12 protein-coding genes are annotated in these 15,665 nt (G+C 62.0%); 3 read left to right on the top strand and 9 right to left on the bottom strand.

The features are described 5' to 3' along the window. Positions 1-79: 79 nt before the first annotated feature. A complete protein-coding gene (locus ACIPSK_RS01795) occupies positions 80-2,101 on the bottom strand; it encodes a beta-N-acetylhexosaminidase (RefSeq protein ID WP_162115088.1) in 2,022 nt (673 codons plus the stop codon). 493 nt (positions 2,102-2,594) lie between these two features. Here ACIPSK_RS01795 and ACIPSK_RS01790 point away from each other — a divergent pair, with 493 nt between their 5' ends. Together ACIPSK_RS01790 and ACIPSK_RS01785 are read left to right on the top strand one after the other, a co-directional pair. After that, the gene (locus tag ACIPSK_RS01790; RefSeq protein WP_162115089.1) at positions 2,595-4,136 is read left to right on the top strand and encodes a DHA2 family efflux MFS transporter permease subunit; all 1,542 of its coding nucleotides are present in this window, start codon (positions 2,595-2,597) and stop codon (positions 4,134-4,136) included. A gap of 105 nt (positions 4,137-4,241) precedes the next feature. Further along, positions 4,242-7,529, top strand: a complete 3,288-nt coding sequence (locus tag ACIPSK_RS01785) for a GH36-type glycosyl hydrolase domain-containing protein (RefSeq protein WP_162115090.1) — start codon at positions 4,242-4,244, stop codon at positions 7,527-7,529. 21 nt (positions 7,530-7,550) lie between these two features. Here the strand turns inward: ACIPSK_RS01785 and ACIPSK_RS01780 are convergent, their stop codons facing one another. From ACIPSK_RS01780 to ACIPSK_RS01745, 8 genes are all read right to left on the bottom strand, one after another. Further along, complete coding sequence (locus ACIPSK_RS01780; RefSeq protein ID WP_017968454.1) at positions 7,551-8,291, bottom strand: FadR/GntR family transcriptional regulator; 741 nt, start codon at positions 8,289-8,291, stop codon at positions 7,551-7,553. Between the two features lie 42 nt (positions 8,292-8,333). Then, entirely contained in the window at positions 8,334-9,098 is a 765-nt protein-coding gene (gene kduD, locus ACIPSK_RS01775; RefSeq protein WP_348642872.1) for a 2-dehydro-3-deoxy-D-gluconate 5-dehydrogenase KduD, read from the bottom strand. After that, positions 9,095-9,931: a 5-dehydro-4-deoxy-D-glucuronate isomerase gene (kduI, locus tag ACIPSK_RS01770; RefSeq protein WP_162115091.1), complete on the bottom strand. Its 837-nt coding sequence runs from the start codon at positions 9,929-9,931 to the stop codon at positions 9,095-9,097. The genes kduD and kduI overlap by 4 nt, the downstream gene beginning before the upstream one ends. Positions 9,932-10,559: 628 nt before the next feature. After that, the gene (locus ACIPSK_RS01765; RefSeq protein WP_003594835.1) at positions 10,560-10,706 is read right to left on the bottom strand and encodes a DUF1127 domain-containing protein; all 147 of its coding nucleotides are present in this window, start codon (positions 10,704-10,706) and stop codon (positions 10,560-10,562) included. A 182-nt stretch (positions 10,707-10,888) separates the two neighbouring features. Further along, positions 10,889-11,869 carry a 3'-5' exonuclease gene (locus ACIPSK_RS01760; protein ID WP_162115092.1) on the bottom strand — a complete coding sequence of 327 codons (981 nt, stop codon included), beginning with the start codon at positions 11,867-11,869 and terminating at the stop codon, positions 10,889-10,891. A gap of 27 nt (positions 11,870-11,896) precedes the next feature. Continuing rightward, positions 11,897-13,324 (bottom strand): sensor histidine kinase, encoded by a 1,428-nt coding sequence (locus ACIPSK_RS01755; protein ID WP_162115093.1) that lies wholly within the window; start codon positions 13,322-13,324, stop codon positions 11,897-11,899. Continuing rightward, positions 13,321-13,995: a response regulator transcription factor gene (locus ACIPSK_RS01750; RefSeq protein ID WP_162115094.1), complete on the bottom strand. Its 675-nt coding sequence runs from the start codon at positions 13,993-13,995 to the stop codon at positions 13,321-13,323. Before ACIPSK_RS01750 ends, ACIPSK_RS01755 begins: the two co-directional genes overlap by 4 nt. Positions 13,996-14,249: 254 nt before the next feature. Next, complete coding sequence (locus ACIPSK_RS01745; protein WP_260299551.1) at positions 14,250-15,140, bottom strand: haloalkane dehalogenase; 891 nt, start codon at positions 15,138-15,140, stop codon at positions 14,250-14,252. On the opposite strand from ACIPSK_RS01745, the gene ACIPSK_RS01740 reads away from it, so the two are divergent. Next, the gene (locus ACIPSK_RS01740) at positions 15,141-15,653 is read left to right on the top strand and encodes a MarR family winged helix-turn-helix transcriptional regulator (RefSeq protein WP_162115096.1); all 513 of its coding nucleotides are present in this window, start codon (positions 15,141-15,143) and stop codon (positions 15,651-15,653) included. The last annotated feature ends 12 nt before the right edge of the window (positions 15,654-15,665 follow it).

Here is a 15,665-nt window from a genome sequence, read left to right as displayed (position 1 = left end):
AGTCAGTATCCTTGCCACCACCGCCTCCGGCGATGGCAAGGGGATATTCAAATCAAAACCTGCGGCCCCAACCCGAGCGTTACGACTGCTGCAGCCCGTAGAGCAGCGGCATCAGTCCTGCGAGCGCCCTGAAACGCTCCCACGACTTGGACGAAGGCTTCGTCCAGCCCGTTTCGGCAAGTGCGGAAAGGCGCGGGAAGACGAGGCGGTCGAAAACGGCCCGATCCGTCATCGGCTCGGACCAGATGCAGGCCTGGATGCCGAGGAGTTTCTGTTTCTGAGCTGCCGTCCAGCCGCCGATGGGATCGAAATTGTAGAGCTTCTCCGCGTCCGAAGTCCCCGCCCAGCTGGCGCCGGGCTCGTCCCAGTCGGGCCTGAGCGCCATATCGAGGTAGTAGACTTGTCCGGGGCAGACGACCATGTCGTAGCCGCGCTCGGCAAGTTCGGCCGAGACCTCGACATTGCGCCAGCTGCAGAGATAGCTCTTCGATTTATCGATGACATCGCCATGGGCCGCCTCTTCCCAGCCGCCGGTGATGCAGCCCTTGCTGGCAAGGAAGCGCTGGACGCGGCTCAGGAACTCCGCCTGCAGGATGGCGGCGCCCGAGCCGTGGATGTCGTCGGCACCATGGGTATTGGTGACGACGTTCAGCCGCTTGGCATGCGCATCGGCAACCTCGGTTCCCGCCACCCTACGCAGGCGCTCGAGCGCTTCCGGCGAACCGGACCATGCGCCGAGCGGAACTTCATCGGCGCCGAGATGGATGGTCTTGAACGGAAAGAGCTCGATGAGTTCTAAGAGGATCGTCTCGACGATCTCATAGGTCTTCTCGCGGGCCGGATTGATGCAATTGTCGGGGAAGCCCTGAACCGAATAATAGCTGCCGACTTCGGCCGGATCGCGCAGCTCCGGGATCGCCTGCAGCATGGCGTAGCAATGGCCGGGCATATCGATCTCCGGCACGATCTCCACGCCGAGGCTCTTGGCATGCGCGACGATCTCGCGGATGGCAGCCTTGGTGTAATAACCGCCTGTGCGGGCCGGGCTCGAACCGAGCAGCGGCGGAACGGCAAGACCGTGACCGCGCCAGGCGCCGACCGCGGTCAAATCAGGATAGGCGTCGATCTCGACGCGCCAGGCTTCGTCGTCGGAAAGGTGCCAGTGGAAGCGGTTGAGCTTGTTCCAGGCAAGCACCGCCAGCAATTTTTTGACCTCGGCGGCACCATAGAACTGGCGGGCGACGTCGAGATGCAGGCCGCGCCAACCCATCGACGGCTCATCGACGATTTCGCCTGCGGCCGGAAACTGGAAGACCTCGGGATGCAGCCTTGCACCGCGCCAGATCTGGCCGAGTGTGACGAGGCCATAGAGGAAGCCGGTCTGGCTGCTGGCCTCGATCGCGATCGTCTCACCCTCGAAGCTCAGCCGATAGGCCTCCGGCCCGAGCCCGGCGGAATCTTTCAGGGCAACCGGAACCGCGCCTTCCGCCTCGCTCCGCACGATGCCTTCGACGGCGAAGAGATGCTCGACCAGCGTTGCGAAACTTCTTGATGCCGCCTCTCCTTCCACGCTCTGCGCCTGCGGCGCAAAACCGGCCGGCAGCGGCCGTCGGGAAGTGACGGACACATGGTTCGGCCAGGGGATGATCGACACTTGAACAGGCGCATTGACGGGAACCGGATAGATCTCGGCGCCACGCTTCAATGGCGCGTTGCTGACCGAAGATCGCGTCGGCTCTATGGTGAGCACGATCGTGCTGCCGTCGGAAAGCGCGAGATAGCCGCTGGTTGCGCCGTCCGTCCAGTGACGAAACTGCCAACTCAACGCATAGACCGCGATCGTCCACGTCTCGCCCGCGCCGAGAACGAAATTGGCAGGTGGCTGGAACTCGGTGAAATTCGACAGCCGCTGCGAAACTGTGGCGCCGTCGACGCGCCCGGCCGGATCGACACGACCCGGGCCACTGACGCACAGCGAGAAATTCGAAAGCGGCTCGGTGCCAAGGTTCTTGAGGCGCAGGACATAGGAAAATTCCTTGCCGTCCGCAGGAGGGTTCCAAAGGGTTTCAAGCCGCAGGGCCTTTGGTCGCGGTATGGACATGGTCACTCTTTCCTCTTGAAGATCGGATCACGAATATCCCGGCGTAATACCGGGAGCGCAATTTTGGGTAAGCATGGCGCAAGCGGCCGTTTGGTAGAAGGCTGCCCGCGATTCCATTGTTTTTGAAGTCAATCAAATTGATTTAAGATTGATAGTCAGTTTCCCGCCGACAGGTCAATTGCCGATTGGAAATTTCTGTAGCGCCCTCCGGATCGGCTCTCGGCAAACATTAGCTGGGCACGCTCTTCCGGACCAAGTCCGTTGATCACACGATCGAGCTTGGCCTTCCCTGTCGGGCTCGATCGCGTTCGATTCACTCCTGAAAATTTGTGCCGGCGGGTCCCTATCGCTTCCATCCTCATCCGAACTATGGTGTCGCGATCGGCGAAACCGCGGTTCACTTCTAGCCATGCTGTCCGTCGTCTCGATCGCAACCGCGATCGGCCTTAGTCTTCGCAGCCGAGGCGGAGAAAGCAGCGCGCGGGATCATCGCATGTCGGAACGACTTGAATCTGCCCGTCCTGATGAAGCGCCCGCCATCGTCTGGCTTGGCTTCTTGGCGATGTGCGTCGGCATGTTCATGGCGATCCTCGACGTCCAGGTGGTGGCGACATCGCTGCCGACCATCCAGTCGGCGCTCGGTATCGATCCGGATCAGATGAGCTGGATACAGACGGCCTATCTCATCGCCGAGGTGGTGGCGATCCCGCTCACCGGCTTTTTGACCCGGTTGCTGACGATGCGATGGCTGTTCGTTACCGCCATCAGCCTGTTCGTCGCAGCCTCCGCCGGCTGTGCGGCGAGCGGCGGCTTCGGCGAGCTGGTGGCCTGGCGGGTGCTGCAAGGTTTTTCCGGCGGGACGCTGATCCCATCGGTGTTTTCAGCCGTGTTCATCCTGTTCCCGAACGAGCGGCAGGCGCTTGCAACGACGATTGCCGGCGTTCTTGCGGTGCTGGCGCCGACCGTCGGGCCGATCGTTGGCGGGTGGTTGACGCAGACCTATTCCTGGCACTGGCTGTTTCTGATCAACGTCATTCCGGGCATCGTCTCGGCAATCATCGCTGCGCGGTTCCTGCCGCGGCAGGCGCCCGATCCGTCCGAACTCAAGCATCTTGACGGGCTGTCGCTTCTGCTGATGGCAACTGCGCTGACGAGCCTGGAACTCAGCCTGAAAGAGGCGCCGACGAGCGGCTGGATCTCGGCCTATGTGCTCAGCCTGCTAACGGTTTGCCTTGCATCGGGAGGCGTCTTCGTCTGGCGAACGCTTCGCCGCCGCCGGCCCGTCGTCGATCTCGGCAATTTCGGCGACCGGAACTTTCTCGTCGGCTCGGTTCTGAGCTTTGTCCTTGGCATCGGCCTCTTCGGCTCGGTCTATCTCATGCCGGTCTTTCTCGCTTTCATCAGGGGACACGACGCCCTCGAAATCGGCATGACGATGCTGGTCACCGGCATCGCGCAGCTGGTCACCGCGCCAATCGCGGTCGCGCTGGAAAAGCGCTTGGATGCTCGCCTGCTGTCGGCCGTCGGTTTCGCGCTCTTTGCGATCGGTGTCGGAATGAGCGCCTTTCAGGATCCTCGTACGGATTATGACGCGATGTTCTGGCCGCAGGTCGTGCGCGGCGTCGCCATCATGTTCTGCCTGTTGCCGCCGACGCGGCTGGCGCTCGGCACACTTCCGCCAGAGCGCATTCCCGATGCGAGCGGGCTTTTCAACCTGATGCGCAATCTCGGCGGGGCGATCGGCATCGCCCTCATCGATACCATCATCTACACGCGCTCGGAACCGCTTGGACAAACCCTCTGGACCCGCCTTCAAGCCGGCGACATCGAGGCTGCGACATTCGTCGGCGCCCCTCTTCAAACCATATCGGGGCATAGTGGCGGCTTCGATGCGGATACCACGGCGATGCTCGATCCGCTGGTCCAGACCGCGGCCAGCGTCCAGGCGATCAACGAAGCCTGGATGATCGTCGCCGCCCTGACCGGCTGCGCCCTGCTCTCAGTGCCCTTCGCCAGGCGGCCGGCGTCAACGTGAAAGCCATGGTGACAAGTTGCCGATCTTCCGGTCGCCGGTAAGATTTCTCTCAATCATTTTGCGTCATCCTCCAGTTCCCCTCTGAAGCCAATCGACGAGATCTTAATGGCCCCGGTCCTCAAGCGCAGTTTTCAAATGCCACGACGCGAAGAGCTTGGCCTCTTCACCATCAGCAACGGGTCCGGCCTGTCGATAGCGGCCCTGCCGAACGGCACGCTGTTTGCCATCGAATATGCCGACGACAAGGGATCGGTGCAGATCAACCAGATCCAGGGCTCGCCGCTCACCGGCGGCATCGGACGGCTTTATCTGCGCATCGGCGGTGCGGCACCTGATGTCGTCGAGATCGTCGGGCCTCGTGCCGATGGCAGCTTCGGGCACGATGCGACGAGCTTCTCCTGGAGCGGCAAGAGAGGCGATATCGGCTACACCGTTCGCCTCGAGCTCCATCCCTCCGAAACGGCCTGGTTCTGGCGTGTCTCCATCCGGCATCGAAAGGATGGAACGCTGCCGGCCGATCTGGTGCTGGTCCAGGACGTCGGTCTCGGCGATCGCGGCTTCCTGATGAACAGCGAAGCCTATGCCTCGCAATATGTCGACCACCATATCGCCGATCACGGGACATTCGGCCCTGTCGTGATGCACCGTCAAAATCTGAAGCAGTCGGGCGCCCGCAACCCCTGGCTCGTGCAGGGCTGTCTCGACGGGGCGGCGGCCTATGCCACGGATGCAATCCAGCTGGTGCAGGCGAGCGACAGCCTCGACGACCTGCTGGTCGGCGCCTTCGGCACCAGCCTGCCGAGCAAACGGCGCCAGCAGGAGACCGCCTGTCCCGCCATCCAGTCGAGACCGCTCTCCGTGCCCGCAAGCGGGGCGATCGCGACTTTCTTTGCCGTCTTCGCCGCCGATCATCCCGAAGCGTCGAGCGATGCCGACCTTTCACGGCTCGATGAGATTGCGGCGACAGACAGTGCGGCCGCCGATATCGAGGAGGTTGCTCCGGTCCGCAGCCTGCTCCAGGATGCGGCCCTGCTGAAGGCCGAGGCACTGGATAAAAAGGCGATCGGCAAGCTCTATCCGGAGCGGAGCCTGGAAGAGCGCGTCGACGGAAAGCTTCTTTCGTTTTTCGTGCCGGACGGCGTTCTGAACCGCCACGTGGTCCTGCGCGACAAGGAGCTCCTGGTGGCGCGCCGCCACGGCGCGATCGTCAGAAGCGGCGGGAACATGCTGCTCGACGATGCGACGCTTGCCGCGACCTGCTGGATGCAGGGCATTTTCGCGGCCCAGCTGACGATCGGCAATACGTCTTTTCACAAGCTCTTTTCCGTCTCCCGTGACCCCTACAATCTGACGCGCGCCAGCGGGCTGCGCATCATGGCGGATGTCGGCGCCGGCTGGCAGCTTCTGGCGGTGCCGTCGGCTTTCGAAATGGGGCTCAGCGATTGCCGCTGGATCTATCATTGCGCGGGACGCACGATCATCGTGTCGGCGGTCGCCTCCGGCGAGGATCCAGCGATGCAGTGGACCGTCTCCGTCGAGGGCAAGCCGTGCCGCTTTCTGATGTTCGGTCACGTCGTCCTCGGCGAGCGCGAATATGACGCGGGCGGGCAGATCGAATTCCATCCGTCGGGCAAACGCATGCTTTTCCGGCCGGACCCGGCCTGGCTCTGGGGCGAGCGCTATCCCGATGCCGGCTATTGGCTGGTGAGTTCGACGCCCGATGCCATCGATGAGATCGGCGGCGACGAACTGCTCTACAGTGATGGGATAACACGCAACGGCCCCTTCGTCGCGCTTAGATCCCGCCCGACGCAGGTGCTCTGCTTCGCTGTCGTCGGCTCGATGACCGATGCGGCGGAGGCCGACCGACTGGCGCAGCGTTATGAGGCCGGCGTCACCGATGAAGCCATGCTTGCCCCGGCATCGAAATTCTGGCGGAACGCCGTGCGCGGTCTGACGATCGGCAGCACCTCGCCCGACCTTGCCGCGCAGACGACCTTGCTGCCGTGGCTGGCGCATGACGCGATCGTGCATCTGAGCGTGCCGCACGGCCTCGAGCAATATACCGGCGCTGCCTGGGGCACACGCGACGCCTGCCAAGGACCGATCGAATTCCTGCTCGCCTATGAGCATGATCGCGAAGCCAAGGAGGTGCTGAAGACCGTCTTCAGCGAACAATACCTGGAGAAAGGCGATTGGCCGCAATGGTTCATGCTGGAGCCCTACGTCAACATCCGGGCGGGCGACAGTCACGGCGATATCGTCGTCTGGCCGCTGAAGGCGCTCTGCGACTATATCGAAGCGACCGGCGATCTCGCCATCCTCGACGAGAAGGTCTCCTGGCGCGACGAAAAGACGATGGCCAGGGCGCCGGGGCTCGACACCATCGCGATCCATGTCGAGAAGCTGCTCAAGACCGTTCGCGAAGCTTTCATCCCGGGAACGCATCTGATCCGCTATGGCGAGGGAGACTGGAACGATTCCCTGCAGCCGGCCGATCCGCATCTGCGCGACTGGATGGTCAGCAGTTGGACCGTTGCCCTGCTCTACGAGCAGATCGTCCGTTATTCCACGATCCTGCGTCGCCTCGGTCATGGCAACAAGGCCAAGCGCTTGAGGAAGATCGCAACGGCGATGCGCCGGGATTTCAACCGCCATCTCGTGCGTGGCGGCGTCGTTGCCGGCTACGGTATCTTCGATCCCGGCCATGACGGCGTCGAATTGCTGCTGCACCCGAGCGACCAGCGCACCGGCCTGCATTTTTCGCTGATCTCGATGACGCAGGCGATGCTTGGCGGGCTGTTCACGCCGGCGCAGAGACGCGATCATATGAAGCTGATTAGAGAGCATCTGCTCTTCCCCGACGGCGTGCGGCTGATGGAGAAGCCCGCGACCTATGCCGGCGGCCCCGAGACGCTGTTTCGCCGCGCCGAATCCTCCTCCTTCTTCGGCCGCGAGATCGGGCTGATGTATGTGCACGCGCATCTACGTTATTGCGAGACGTTGGCGCTCCAAGCCGAGGCGGAAGAGCTCTGGAAGGCGATCGCCGTCGTCAATCCGATTTCAGTCACATCAGCGCTGCCGCATGCATCGCTGCGCCAGCGCAATACCTATTTCAGCAGCAGCGATGCGGCTTTTCATGACCGTTATCAGGCGGCGGCCGAATGGGAGCACGTCAAGGCGGGAGAGATCGCCGTCGACGGCGGATGGCGCATCTATTCAAGCGGCCCGGGGCTCTATACCAGAAGCTTCGTCGAAAATATCCTGGGCTTCAAAAGGCGCTTCGGCCGGCGCAAACACAAACCGCTTCTGCCCGCAATCCATGCCTCGGCCGATCTGCACACCGACCACGCCGCCTGGCGGCGGCTGATGAAGCCGAAACCCAAGGCGTAACAGTTCAGGACGAGGCGCTGTCTATGCAGTAGCGTCGCGCAGCTCCTCGAAGCGCGCGGCGCTCTTCGACAGGTGGCTTCGGATGGCGCGGCGCGCGGCGGGCTCGTCACGGTCGCGGATCGCCGCGAAGATGGCATGGTGTTCCCTGCGCATGCGCGCCGCATGGCGCTTGCGCTCGGCTGATGTCATCTTGTCCAAGCGCGCCCATTGCCGCGGCACCATGATGTTGCCGAACGTATCGAAGAGGCGGCCGTAATAGGAGTTGTGCGTCGCGACCAGAATGGATCTGTGGAAGGCGTAGTCCTCTTGCGCACCGTATCCGCCCTCCTCGAGCGCCTTGTCGAGGGCATCGAGACGGTCCTGCATGCGGTCGATATCCTCCTGCGTGCGCCGCAGCGCCGCAAGACCGGCGGCTTCGAATTCGATCCCCATGCGCAACTCCAGCACGCGCAGAACCTCGTCGATCGACTGCAGGTCGTTTGGAATGATGGAGAAGGATCTGGGCGTCGGATCGTTCGAGACGAAAGCTCCAAGGCCTTGCCGCGTGGTGATCAAACCCTTCGCCCGCAGCGCGGCGAGCGCTTCGCGAACGATCGTCCGGCTGACGCCGGTCGTTGCCATGATCGCCTGTTCGGTCGGCAGACGCTGGCCGGGCTTCAGGTCGCCGGACTCGATTTGCGCCGTCAACATATCGGCAAGGTTGCTGCGCAGGTTCGGCGCCTGCTGAATGGTATTGAAGACTGCGTTGTCCTTATTTTCCATCCTGTTTCGATCCTGGTGTCGAGGCGGCTGCGCCAAGAGCGATTACCGCGCCAGCCAGCCGCCATCGACGGGCAGCACCGTTCCATGCACGTAGTCGGATGCCGACGACGCCAGGAATACGGCCGCACCGCCGAGTTCATCAGGCGTTCCCCAACGCCCGGCGGGAATGCGGGCAAGGATAGCGGCATTGCGGGCGGCATCCTCGCGCAGCGCCGTGGTGTTGTTGGTGACGAAGTAACCGGGGGCGATGGCGTTGACGTTGACGCCCTTGCCCGCCCATTCGCAAGCAAGCAGCTTGGTCAGTCCGGCGAGGCCGCTTTTCGAGGCAGTATAAGACGGAATCCGGATGCCGCCCTGGAAGGAGAGGAGCGAGGCGATGTTGATGATTTTGCCCCTGCCCTTGTCGACCATGTGGCGGCCGGCCGCCTGCGACAGGAAGAAAGCCGTCTTCAGGTTGACGTCGATCACCGCGTCCCAATCTTCCTCGGTGAAATCGAGTGCATCGGCGCGGCGGATGATGCCGGCATTGTTGACGAGGATGTCGAGGCCGCCGAAGGTCTCGATGGTCTCAGTGACGATCCCCTTGACCGGCTCGATGCTGGCAAGATCGGCCTTGACGACATGGAAGCGGCTTCCCGCTTCCTTCACCAGCGCTTCGGTTTCGTCCATCGAGGAGCGCCCGACGGCGACGATCGACGCACCAGCCTCTGCCAGTGCGGCCGCGATGGCTTGGCCGATACCGGTATTGGCGCCGGTGACGACGGCAACCCGGCCGGAAAGGTCGAAGGGATTTGCCACGATGCTCACCTCAGATCCGCAATGGCGATATGGTCCATGTCGGTGAAGCTCTTATTGTCGCCGGCCATCGCCCAGATGAAGCTGTAATTCTTGGTGCCGGCGCCCGAATGGATCGACCAGGGCGGCGAGATGACCGCCTGTTCGTTGGCGACAAGCATATGCCGGGTCTGCTGCGGCTCGCCCATGAAGTGGAACACACGCTGCTCCGCTTCGAGATCGAAATAGAGATAGGCTTCCATGCGGCGGTCATGCGTATGGGCGGGCATTGTGTTCCAGACGCTGCCCGGTTCGATCATGGTGAAGCCCAGCGTGAGTTGGCACGACTGGCAGACGTCCGGATGGATGAACTGGTAGATCGACCGCTTGTTGGCTGTTGCGGCTTCGCCCGGCGTCAGGTGACGGGCCTTTTCGCGGGTGAGCAATACGGTCGGGTGCGCTTGATGCGCCGGCGTCGAGACCAAATAGAACTTTGCCGGATCGGCCGCATCCGCGCTCTCGAACCTGATGTCCTTGGCACCCTTGCCGACATAGAGGCAATCATATTTGGCAAGATCGTAGTTCGTGCCGTCGACGATGATGCGGCCGGCGCCGCCAATGTTCAGGGCGCCGAGTTCACGCTCGGCAAGGAAGGTTTCCTGTCCGATCGCTGTCGGAGCCGTCAGCGTCAGCCCGGAGCCGAGCGGCGTCGCGCCGCCGATGACCATCCGGTCGTAATGCGAATAGGTGAGCCGGATCTCGCCGCTTTGGAAGACGGTTTCCACCAGAAAATGACGCCGCAGCGTCTCCGTGTCGAAATTGCGCACGGCCTCGGGATGGGAGGCGTGCCTCACGTCGATCTGCATGTCAATTTTCCTTCCGCTTCATTGTCGCCAGGGGTTGTCGCTATTGCGAAAGCCGATCTTGCCCGGCCTGTTCCGCCGCGGCGGTATCCATCCGGTTACATAGTTGTACGACAAGTTTGGTGTCAACAGGTTTGTCGGTGGGCGCTTGAGGAGACGCAAGGCCCGCAAGAGTACGAAAGAAAATCTGGGAATAGACAGGAGAATTTCCGGAGATGATGACGCCATCATCCAAGCAATGGATCGCAAGCGGTCGTTCTTGGCGCGATCCGGCAGTGCTATTGGCCAAAACGAAAAAAGCCTGCCGCGGGAGGAGGTGCGGCAGGCTTTCGTAAAAAACCGAACGACAGCTGGGAGGAGGAGTGCTGTCATTCCACAGACGACCCTGGGAGGAGGACGGGCGCCTGTACATCGAAGGGACGCGGGAGGAGGTGCATCGCTTCGATAGAAATAATCATACTTATTTCTTGCTCAGTTGATAGGCATTTCTTTGCAGGGCAGCTATGCGTTATGCGAAAAGCGGGAGGCTCGATTCACCTGGTCCATCTCCCGGAAGCACAAAAAGCAAAGCGCCCGCTCGGGAGGAAGCAGGCGCTGGCATGGTCTTGAAGATGCTTGGTCTAAGCTGCCGTTAGCGGGCGATGGCTGCGCGGGCGACGTTGCGGATGTCGCCGCGGCCGATGCCGAGGTCGTCCAGTTCGCGTGCGGACATACGACCCAGTTCAGCGACCGTCTGACGATACTTGCGCCAGTTATTGAAAGAGCGTGCTACGTTCATGATGATCCCCTTTCGTGGGCTTTCGAAGCTTAGCTGCCAGTCCTTGGCGCTTCGTTCGCTTCGATGAGGTGTATATAATATGACGCCGCTGATTATTGCAGCGCCAATGCATCAGTGCACCTATGCGGCACTTGCATGGGTCGCCATATCCTGTAGCGATCAGGATCCGAACCGCTTCGCGGTCAGAGTTTGAAACGATCGAAGGCCGTCAGCCGCACCATCGGCGGCTCCGCCTCGGCCCACCGGTAAATATCCGAGCGCAGATAGGAAAGCTCGTCGCCGAGATCCTCTTCGCCGACTTCGATCCACCAGGACTTCAGGCGACCGTCGCTTCCGTCCGACCAGCGATAACCCCTCGCCTTCAGATGATCCTTCATCTCGAACGGGCTGTGTTCGGCAAAGATACGGATGCGCGAGCGCTGGCTGGCACGGTAGAGTTCGGTGAACGGGCTTTCACCGTCGCGCTGCTCTCGATCGAGGATTTCGAGGAGTGCGTGGCAGTCGTCCACGGCGCGATGGCCTTCGTGGAAATACCCGGCCTGGCCGACGAGATAGCCGAGCTTCGTACCCTCGAAGCCGCGGGCGCTCCAGTCGATCTCCGAAACCGAGCATGCCCAGGCCTTGCCGGTGAAAATCGTCGAGAAGGCCTCGCAGAACGGCCGGTCGAAACCGGCATTGTGGGCAATGATCAGATCCGCCGGCTCGATCAGAGCCCTCAGCGATTGGATATCGATGAGCTGTCCTTCGACCATCGCATCGGTGATACCGGTCAGCCGGGTGATCTCGGGCGGGATCGGCCGGGACGGCTGTTGCAGGCCGCCGTAAATGCCGAGGATATCGCCGATCGCACCGTCATCGTTGAAAGTAAAGGCGACGGCGCCGATTTCGATGATCTCGTCGCTGCGGTGGTTGAGACCGGTGGTCTCCGTATCGAGAATGACGCCGAGTTGCGAAAACCCTGGCCGTCTGACTGACGCAACCGGCCGGGCGGTCAGCTTTCTCAAGATGCGATAGTTGCCGCTCTCTTCGAGCGCCCGCGCCATGTCTTCATCGGAGTGGACAACTGGCTGCGATGGCCGCCGGTGCGATGGACCGCGTGCCTTGGCCGTCGCGGGCGATGCCCTGGCAAACATGTCGAGTTGAGAATCTCTGTGCACGCTCATCGAATCTATATGTCACGGAGACGCGATTTAATCCATCGCACGGACAGCACCGCGCCTCTTTTCGAGAGGCGCTGTAGCACCTTGAGCCAGATGTGGTGGAGTATCAACGTGTGCCGTTTTGTCCACCGGGAAGCTCAGCCGGCAGACGACGCCGGGATTGCGGTTGTCGATCGTCACCTCGCCGCCGTGCATGCGCAGGATGTCACGAACGAGATTGAGGCCGAGGCCGGCGCCGCGTCCGTCGTGATGGCGCTTGAAGAACGGCTCGAATATGCGATCCCGCATATCGGCGGGGATGCCCGGTCCCTCGTCGCTGACTTCGATCCAGTTGCAGCCTGATGTCAGCGAGATGGTGCCTTTCCTGCCGCCGTGGTTGATTGCGTTCTGCAGGATGTTCATCAGGGCGCGCTGCAGCGCCAGAGGATCGCCGTCGATCTCGCCGGCGCCGTCGACATCGAACTGCACCGTATAACCGGCGGCAAAGGCCAGCGGCGCCATCTCGATGATGACCTTCCTCGCCAACTGGCCGAGATCGACCTTGGTGAACTGGACCTTGCCCTGTTTCAGCCGCTGAAGATCGAGCATCTGCTCGGTGAGAACGGCAAGCCTCGCCGCATCTTCCAAGAGGTCGGTCTTGATCGAACTGTGCGGCAGGGATCCAATTCGCGTATTCAGAATGGCTATCGGCGTGCGCAGCTCATGGGCGGCGTCGGTCAAAAACCGTTCCTGCCGCTCGTAACCCTCGTCGAGACGGCCGAGCGCGCGATTGACGGCGTGCACCAGCGGCGCGATCTCTTCCGGAATATCGTTTTCCGACAACCGGCCGCCGCGCTGGTCGATATCGATCGTATCGGCCTGAAGCGCGGCCTGGTCGATCCCGACCAGCGACCTTCGCACGACGAGCGGCGTTGCAATCAGCGCACCCAGTGCCATCACTGCGACGATGGGGATAACAATTTTCACAAGGATCAATGAGACGCGGAACAGGATGAAGGCGAGTGAGTTCGGGCCGTCGGTGCCCGTCAGAAACTGCACCTGTCCCCAATCCGTCGCAATCCACTTCATCCGGGCAGCCGGACGGTCGTGATCGCCGAGATCCGAGCCGAACTTTGCCTGGCCGACATGATCGAGCGTGTTGCCGATTGCGGCATATTCTTCCGGAATCCGGCCCTCGGTCAAATCATGTCCCTGCATGTCGCGTATGGTGTACCAGAGATCGGGCGCCTCCTTCCGCAGCCGTCGCAGATTCTCGGTCTCCCGCAGGCTCAACTCTCCGGTGGGCTGGCGGAAGACGGCCTGGCGCAGGATCTCGATCGTGCCCTCCGTCGATCTGAATTCGGATATCTTGCCAACCGAAATCAGCACGATCATCACCAGGATGAGCACGACCGATTGCACGGCAAGAAGCCGCCAGAACAGGCGCTTGCGCAGCGAATAGGAGCATCGTTTGCTCATGATGCTTCACGCAGGAGATAACCCACGCCCCGGATAACGTTGATGACCACGCCCGCCTGCGACGCTTGCAGCTTGCGACGCAGCCGCGATATATGGGAATCGAGCGCATTCGACTGGATCTCGTCGTCGAAGCCGAAAACTGCTTCCATCAAGGCCGGTCGCGGCACCATACGACCGGCACGTCGCATGAGGCATTCGAGCACCAGCGCCTCCCGGCGCGGCATTTCCAGACGCAGGCCGGAGACGATGATGTCGCAATAGGTCGGATCGAACGAAAGACGGCCGATCGAGATCAGCGCCGGACGCAAGGTTTCGGAGCGGCGCATGACGGCACGCAGCCGTGCCAGAAGTTCGTCGAAGACGAAGGGCTTGGCGAGGTAATCGTCGGCGCCGGTCTCAAGGCCGGTGATCCTGTCTGGAACCTCTCCCTTGGCGGTGATGACGATGATCGGCAGCGTCAGCCCTCTTTTACGGATCTTCGGAATGAGTTCGAGACCATCGCCGTCGGGCAGTTGCCGATCCAGGAGGACGGCGTCGTAGGCGCCGTCGCCGATCACCAGTTCGGCGTCGCACAGCGTCGAAACATGATCCATCACCATGTCGTGCCTGGTCAGGGCGCCTCGGAGCGCCACGGCCATTTGAGGTTCGTCCTCGATCAGTAATATGCGCATCTCACATTCCTACCGGCGGTCGGTCCGTAGGCGGACCATATCACCTAAGCATGTCCGCGGTGCCAGTCGTTCGTCGAATGCAAGATCGCCCCCTCATGGCCGAGGATAATTTCATCGTCACGCACGGCGCTGCTCGGTCGGCGATCGAAACGTGGCATGGGACCTTCACGGTGGCTGATTGATCCCGCCCATGAACCGGCTCAACATTGCAACAGTCTGTCATGTCGCAGTCACGGTGACGCAGACACAGATTTTTATGCCTGAGACGCGAACTTCCGCTGCGTTGCTCTCAGCCCCCTCCTGTCGATCCAGCTTTTGATTTCGGCGGCAATCGCCTCGGGCTGGTCCTCGGGGGCGATGTGGCGCGCCGGCCCGCACCCCCTGATCTCCAGGCCGGCGACGTTGTCGCGGCACCACGAAATCATCTCGCTGCCGATCAATAGCGTTTCGGAGGGACCGTCGAAGGTCAGCAACAGCTTGGGGACCTCAGGACTGGCGGAAAGCCAGCGGTCATAGGCCTCGATCCTGGCGACCACGTCGGCCGGCTCGCCGTTGATCGGCATGGCGCGCGGCCATTCCAGCAGCGGGCGTCGGCTGTTACGGTCGGGATAGGGTGCGCGGTAGACATCCCAGTCGAAATCGCTGAGCCCTTTCAGCGTGGTCGCGCGCAAGGCCTGTTCGATGAAGAAATTTTCGTCGAGGACCTTGGCCTCGCCGGTTCCCGCACTCCGCAACAGTTCATAACGCGCCTTTCCTCCACCCGGCAGATCCTCCCAGCCCATCGGCCGCAGGATGATTTCCATGAAGGCGATGCCACGCACCCGCTCGGCGTGGCGCGAGGCCCAGTCGAATGCCAGGGCGCCGCCCCAGTCGTGGCCGACGAGCACGACGTCGTCGAGGTCAAGCGCATCGAACCAGGCGTCGAGATAGGCGATGTGATCGCCATAGCGGTAGCTGATATCGGGTTTGCCGGAGCGTCCCATGCCGATGAGATCGGGCGCCAGGCAGCGGCCAGGCCCGATGCCGGGCATGATGTTCCGCCAGAGATGCGATGAGGTGGGATTGCCGTGAAGGAAGACGATCGGGTCGCCCTCCCCCAGTTCCTCGTAGGAGATGAACGAGGTGAGGATATCGATGGTCGGCATATGGAGCTCCACGCTTTCGTGCTATATAGGCAGGTGACTGTCCATTTATCATATAGACAGGTAACTGTCTATATCGCTGCGCGGGGTTTCATGCCGTCTTCTTCCCTTGGCCTGTTGTTGCGTCTGGTCCATCAGCATTGGACGCAGGCCGTCGAAGCGGCACTCGATGAGGCCGGCTACGGCGATATCCGCCCGCCGCACGCCAACGTCTTCACCTTCGCGCGGCCGGAGGGCATCCAGGTCAGCGAGCTGACCAGGCTCGCCCGTGTTCGCAAGCAGACGATGACGCAGGCCGTGGAAGAACTCGAGCGCTTGGGTTATGTCGAGCGTCGGCCCGATCCGAATGACCGGCGTGGCCGGCTGGTGTTTCTGACGGAAAAAGGCCAGGGGGTCAGGCCGATAGCGATAGCGGCGGGCCGGCGCGTCGATGAAAGCTGGGCGGCCCTGACCAGCCAGCAGCAGATGGACGATTTGCGAACAGCACTCCGGCGGCTGCTGGAACAGCTGCAATAGCGAAGCGGGGCT

This window comes from Rhizobium sp. LARHSG275 (assembly GCF_052871115.1).
Note: the sequence above shows the minus strand (reverse complement) of the source record. Positions and strands in the feature narration are given on the sequence as shown.

Coding starts and splice junctions, on each gene's coding strand:
- ACIPSK_RS01795 (WP_162115088.1), bottom strand. CDS start 2,101: ATGTCCATACCGCGACCAAAGGCCCTGCGGCTTGAAACCCTTTGGAAC.
- ACIPSK_RS01790 (WP_162115089.1), top strand. CDS start 2,595: ATGTCGGAACGACTTGAATCTGCCCGTCCTGATGAAGCGCCCGCCATC.
- ACIPSK_RS01785 (WP_162115090.1), top strand. CDS start 4,242: ATGGCCCCGGTCCTCAAGCGCAGTTTTCAAATGCCACGACGCGAAGAG.
- ACIPSK_RS01780 (WP_017968454.1), bottom strand. CDS start 8,291: ATGGAAAATAAGGACAACGCAGTCTTCAATACCATTCAGCAGGCGCCG.
- kduI (WP_162115091.1), bottom strand. CDS start 9,931: ATGCAGATCGACGTGAGGCACGCCTCCCATCCCGAGGCCGTGCGCAAT.
- ACIPSK_RS01765 (WP_003594835.1), bottom strand. CDS start 10,706: ATGAACGTAGCACGCTCTTTCAATAACTGGCGCAAGTATCGTCAGACG.
- ACIPSK_RS01760 (WP_162115092.1), bottom strand. CDS start 11,869: ATGAGCGTGCACAGAGATTCTCAACTCGACATGTTTGCCAGGGCATCG.
- ACIPSK_RS01755 (WP_162115093.1), bottom strand. CDS start 13,324: ATGAGCAAACGATGCTCCTATTCGCTGCGCAAGCGCCTGTTCTGGCGG.
- ACIPSK_RS01750 (WP_162115094.1), bottom strand. CDS start 13,995: ATGCGCATATTACTGATCGAGGACGAACCTCAAATGGCCGTGGCGCTC.
- ACIPSK_RS01745 (WP_260299551.1), bottom strand. CDS start 15,140: ATGCCGACCATCGATATCCTCACCTCGTTCATCTCCTACGAGGAACTG.
- ACIPSK_RS01740 (WP_162115096.1), top strand. CDS start 15,141: ATGGAGCTCCACGCTTTCGTGCTATATAGGCAGGTGACTGTCCATTTA.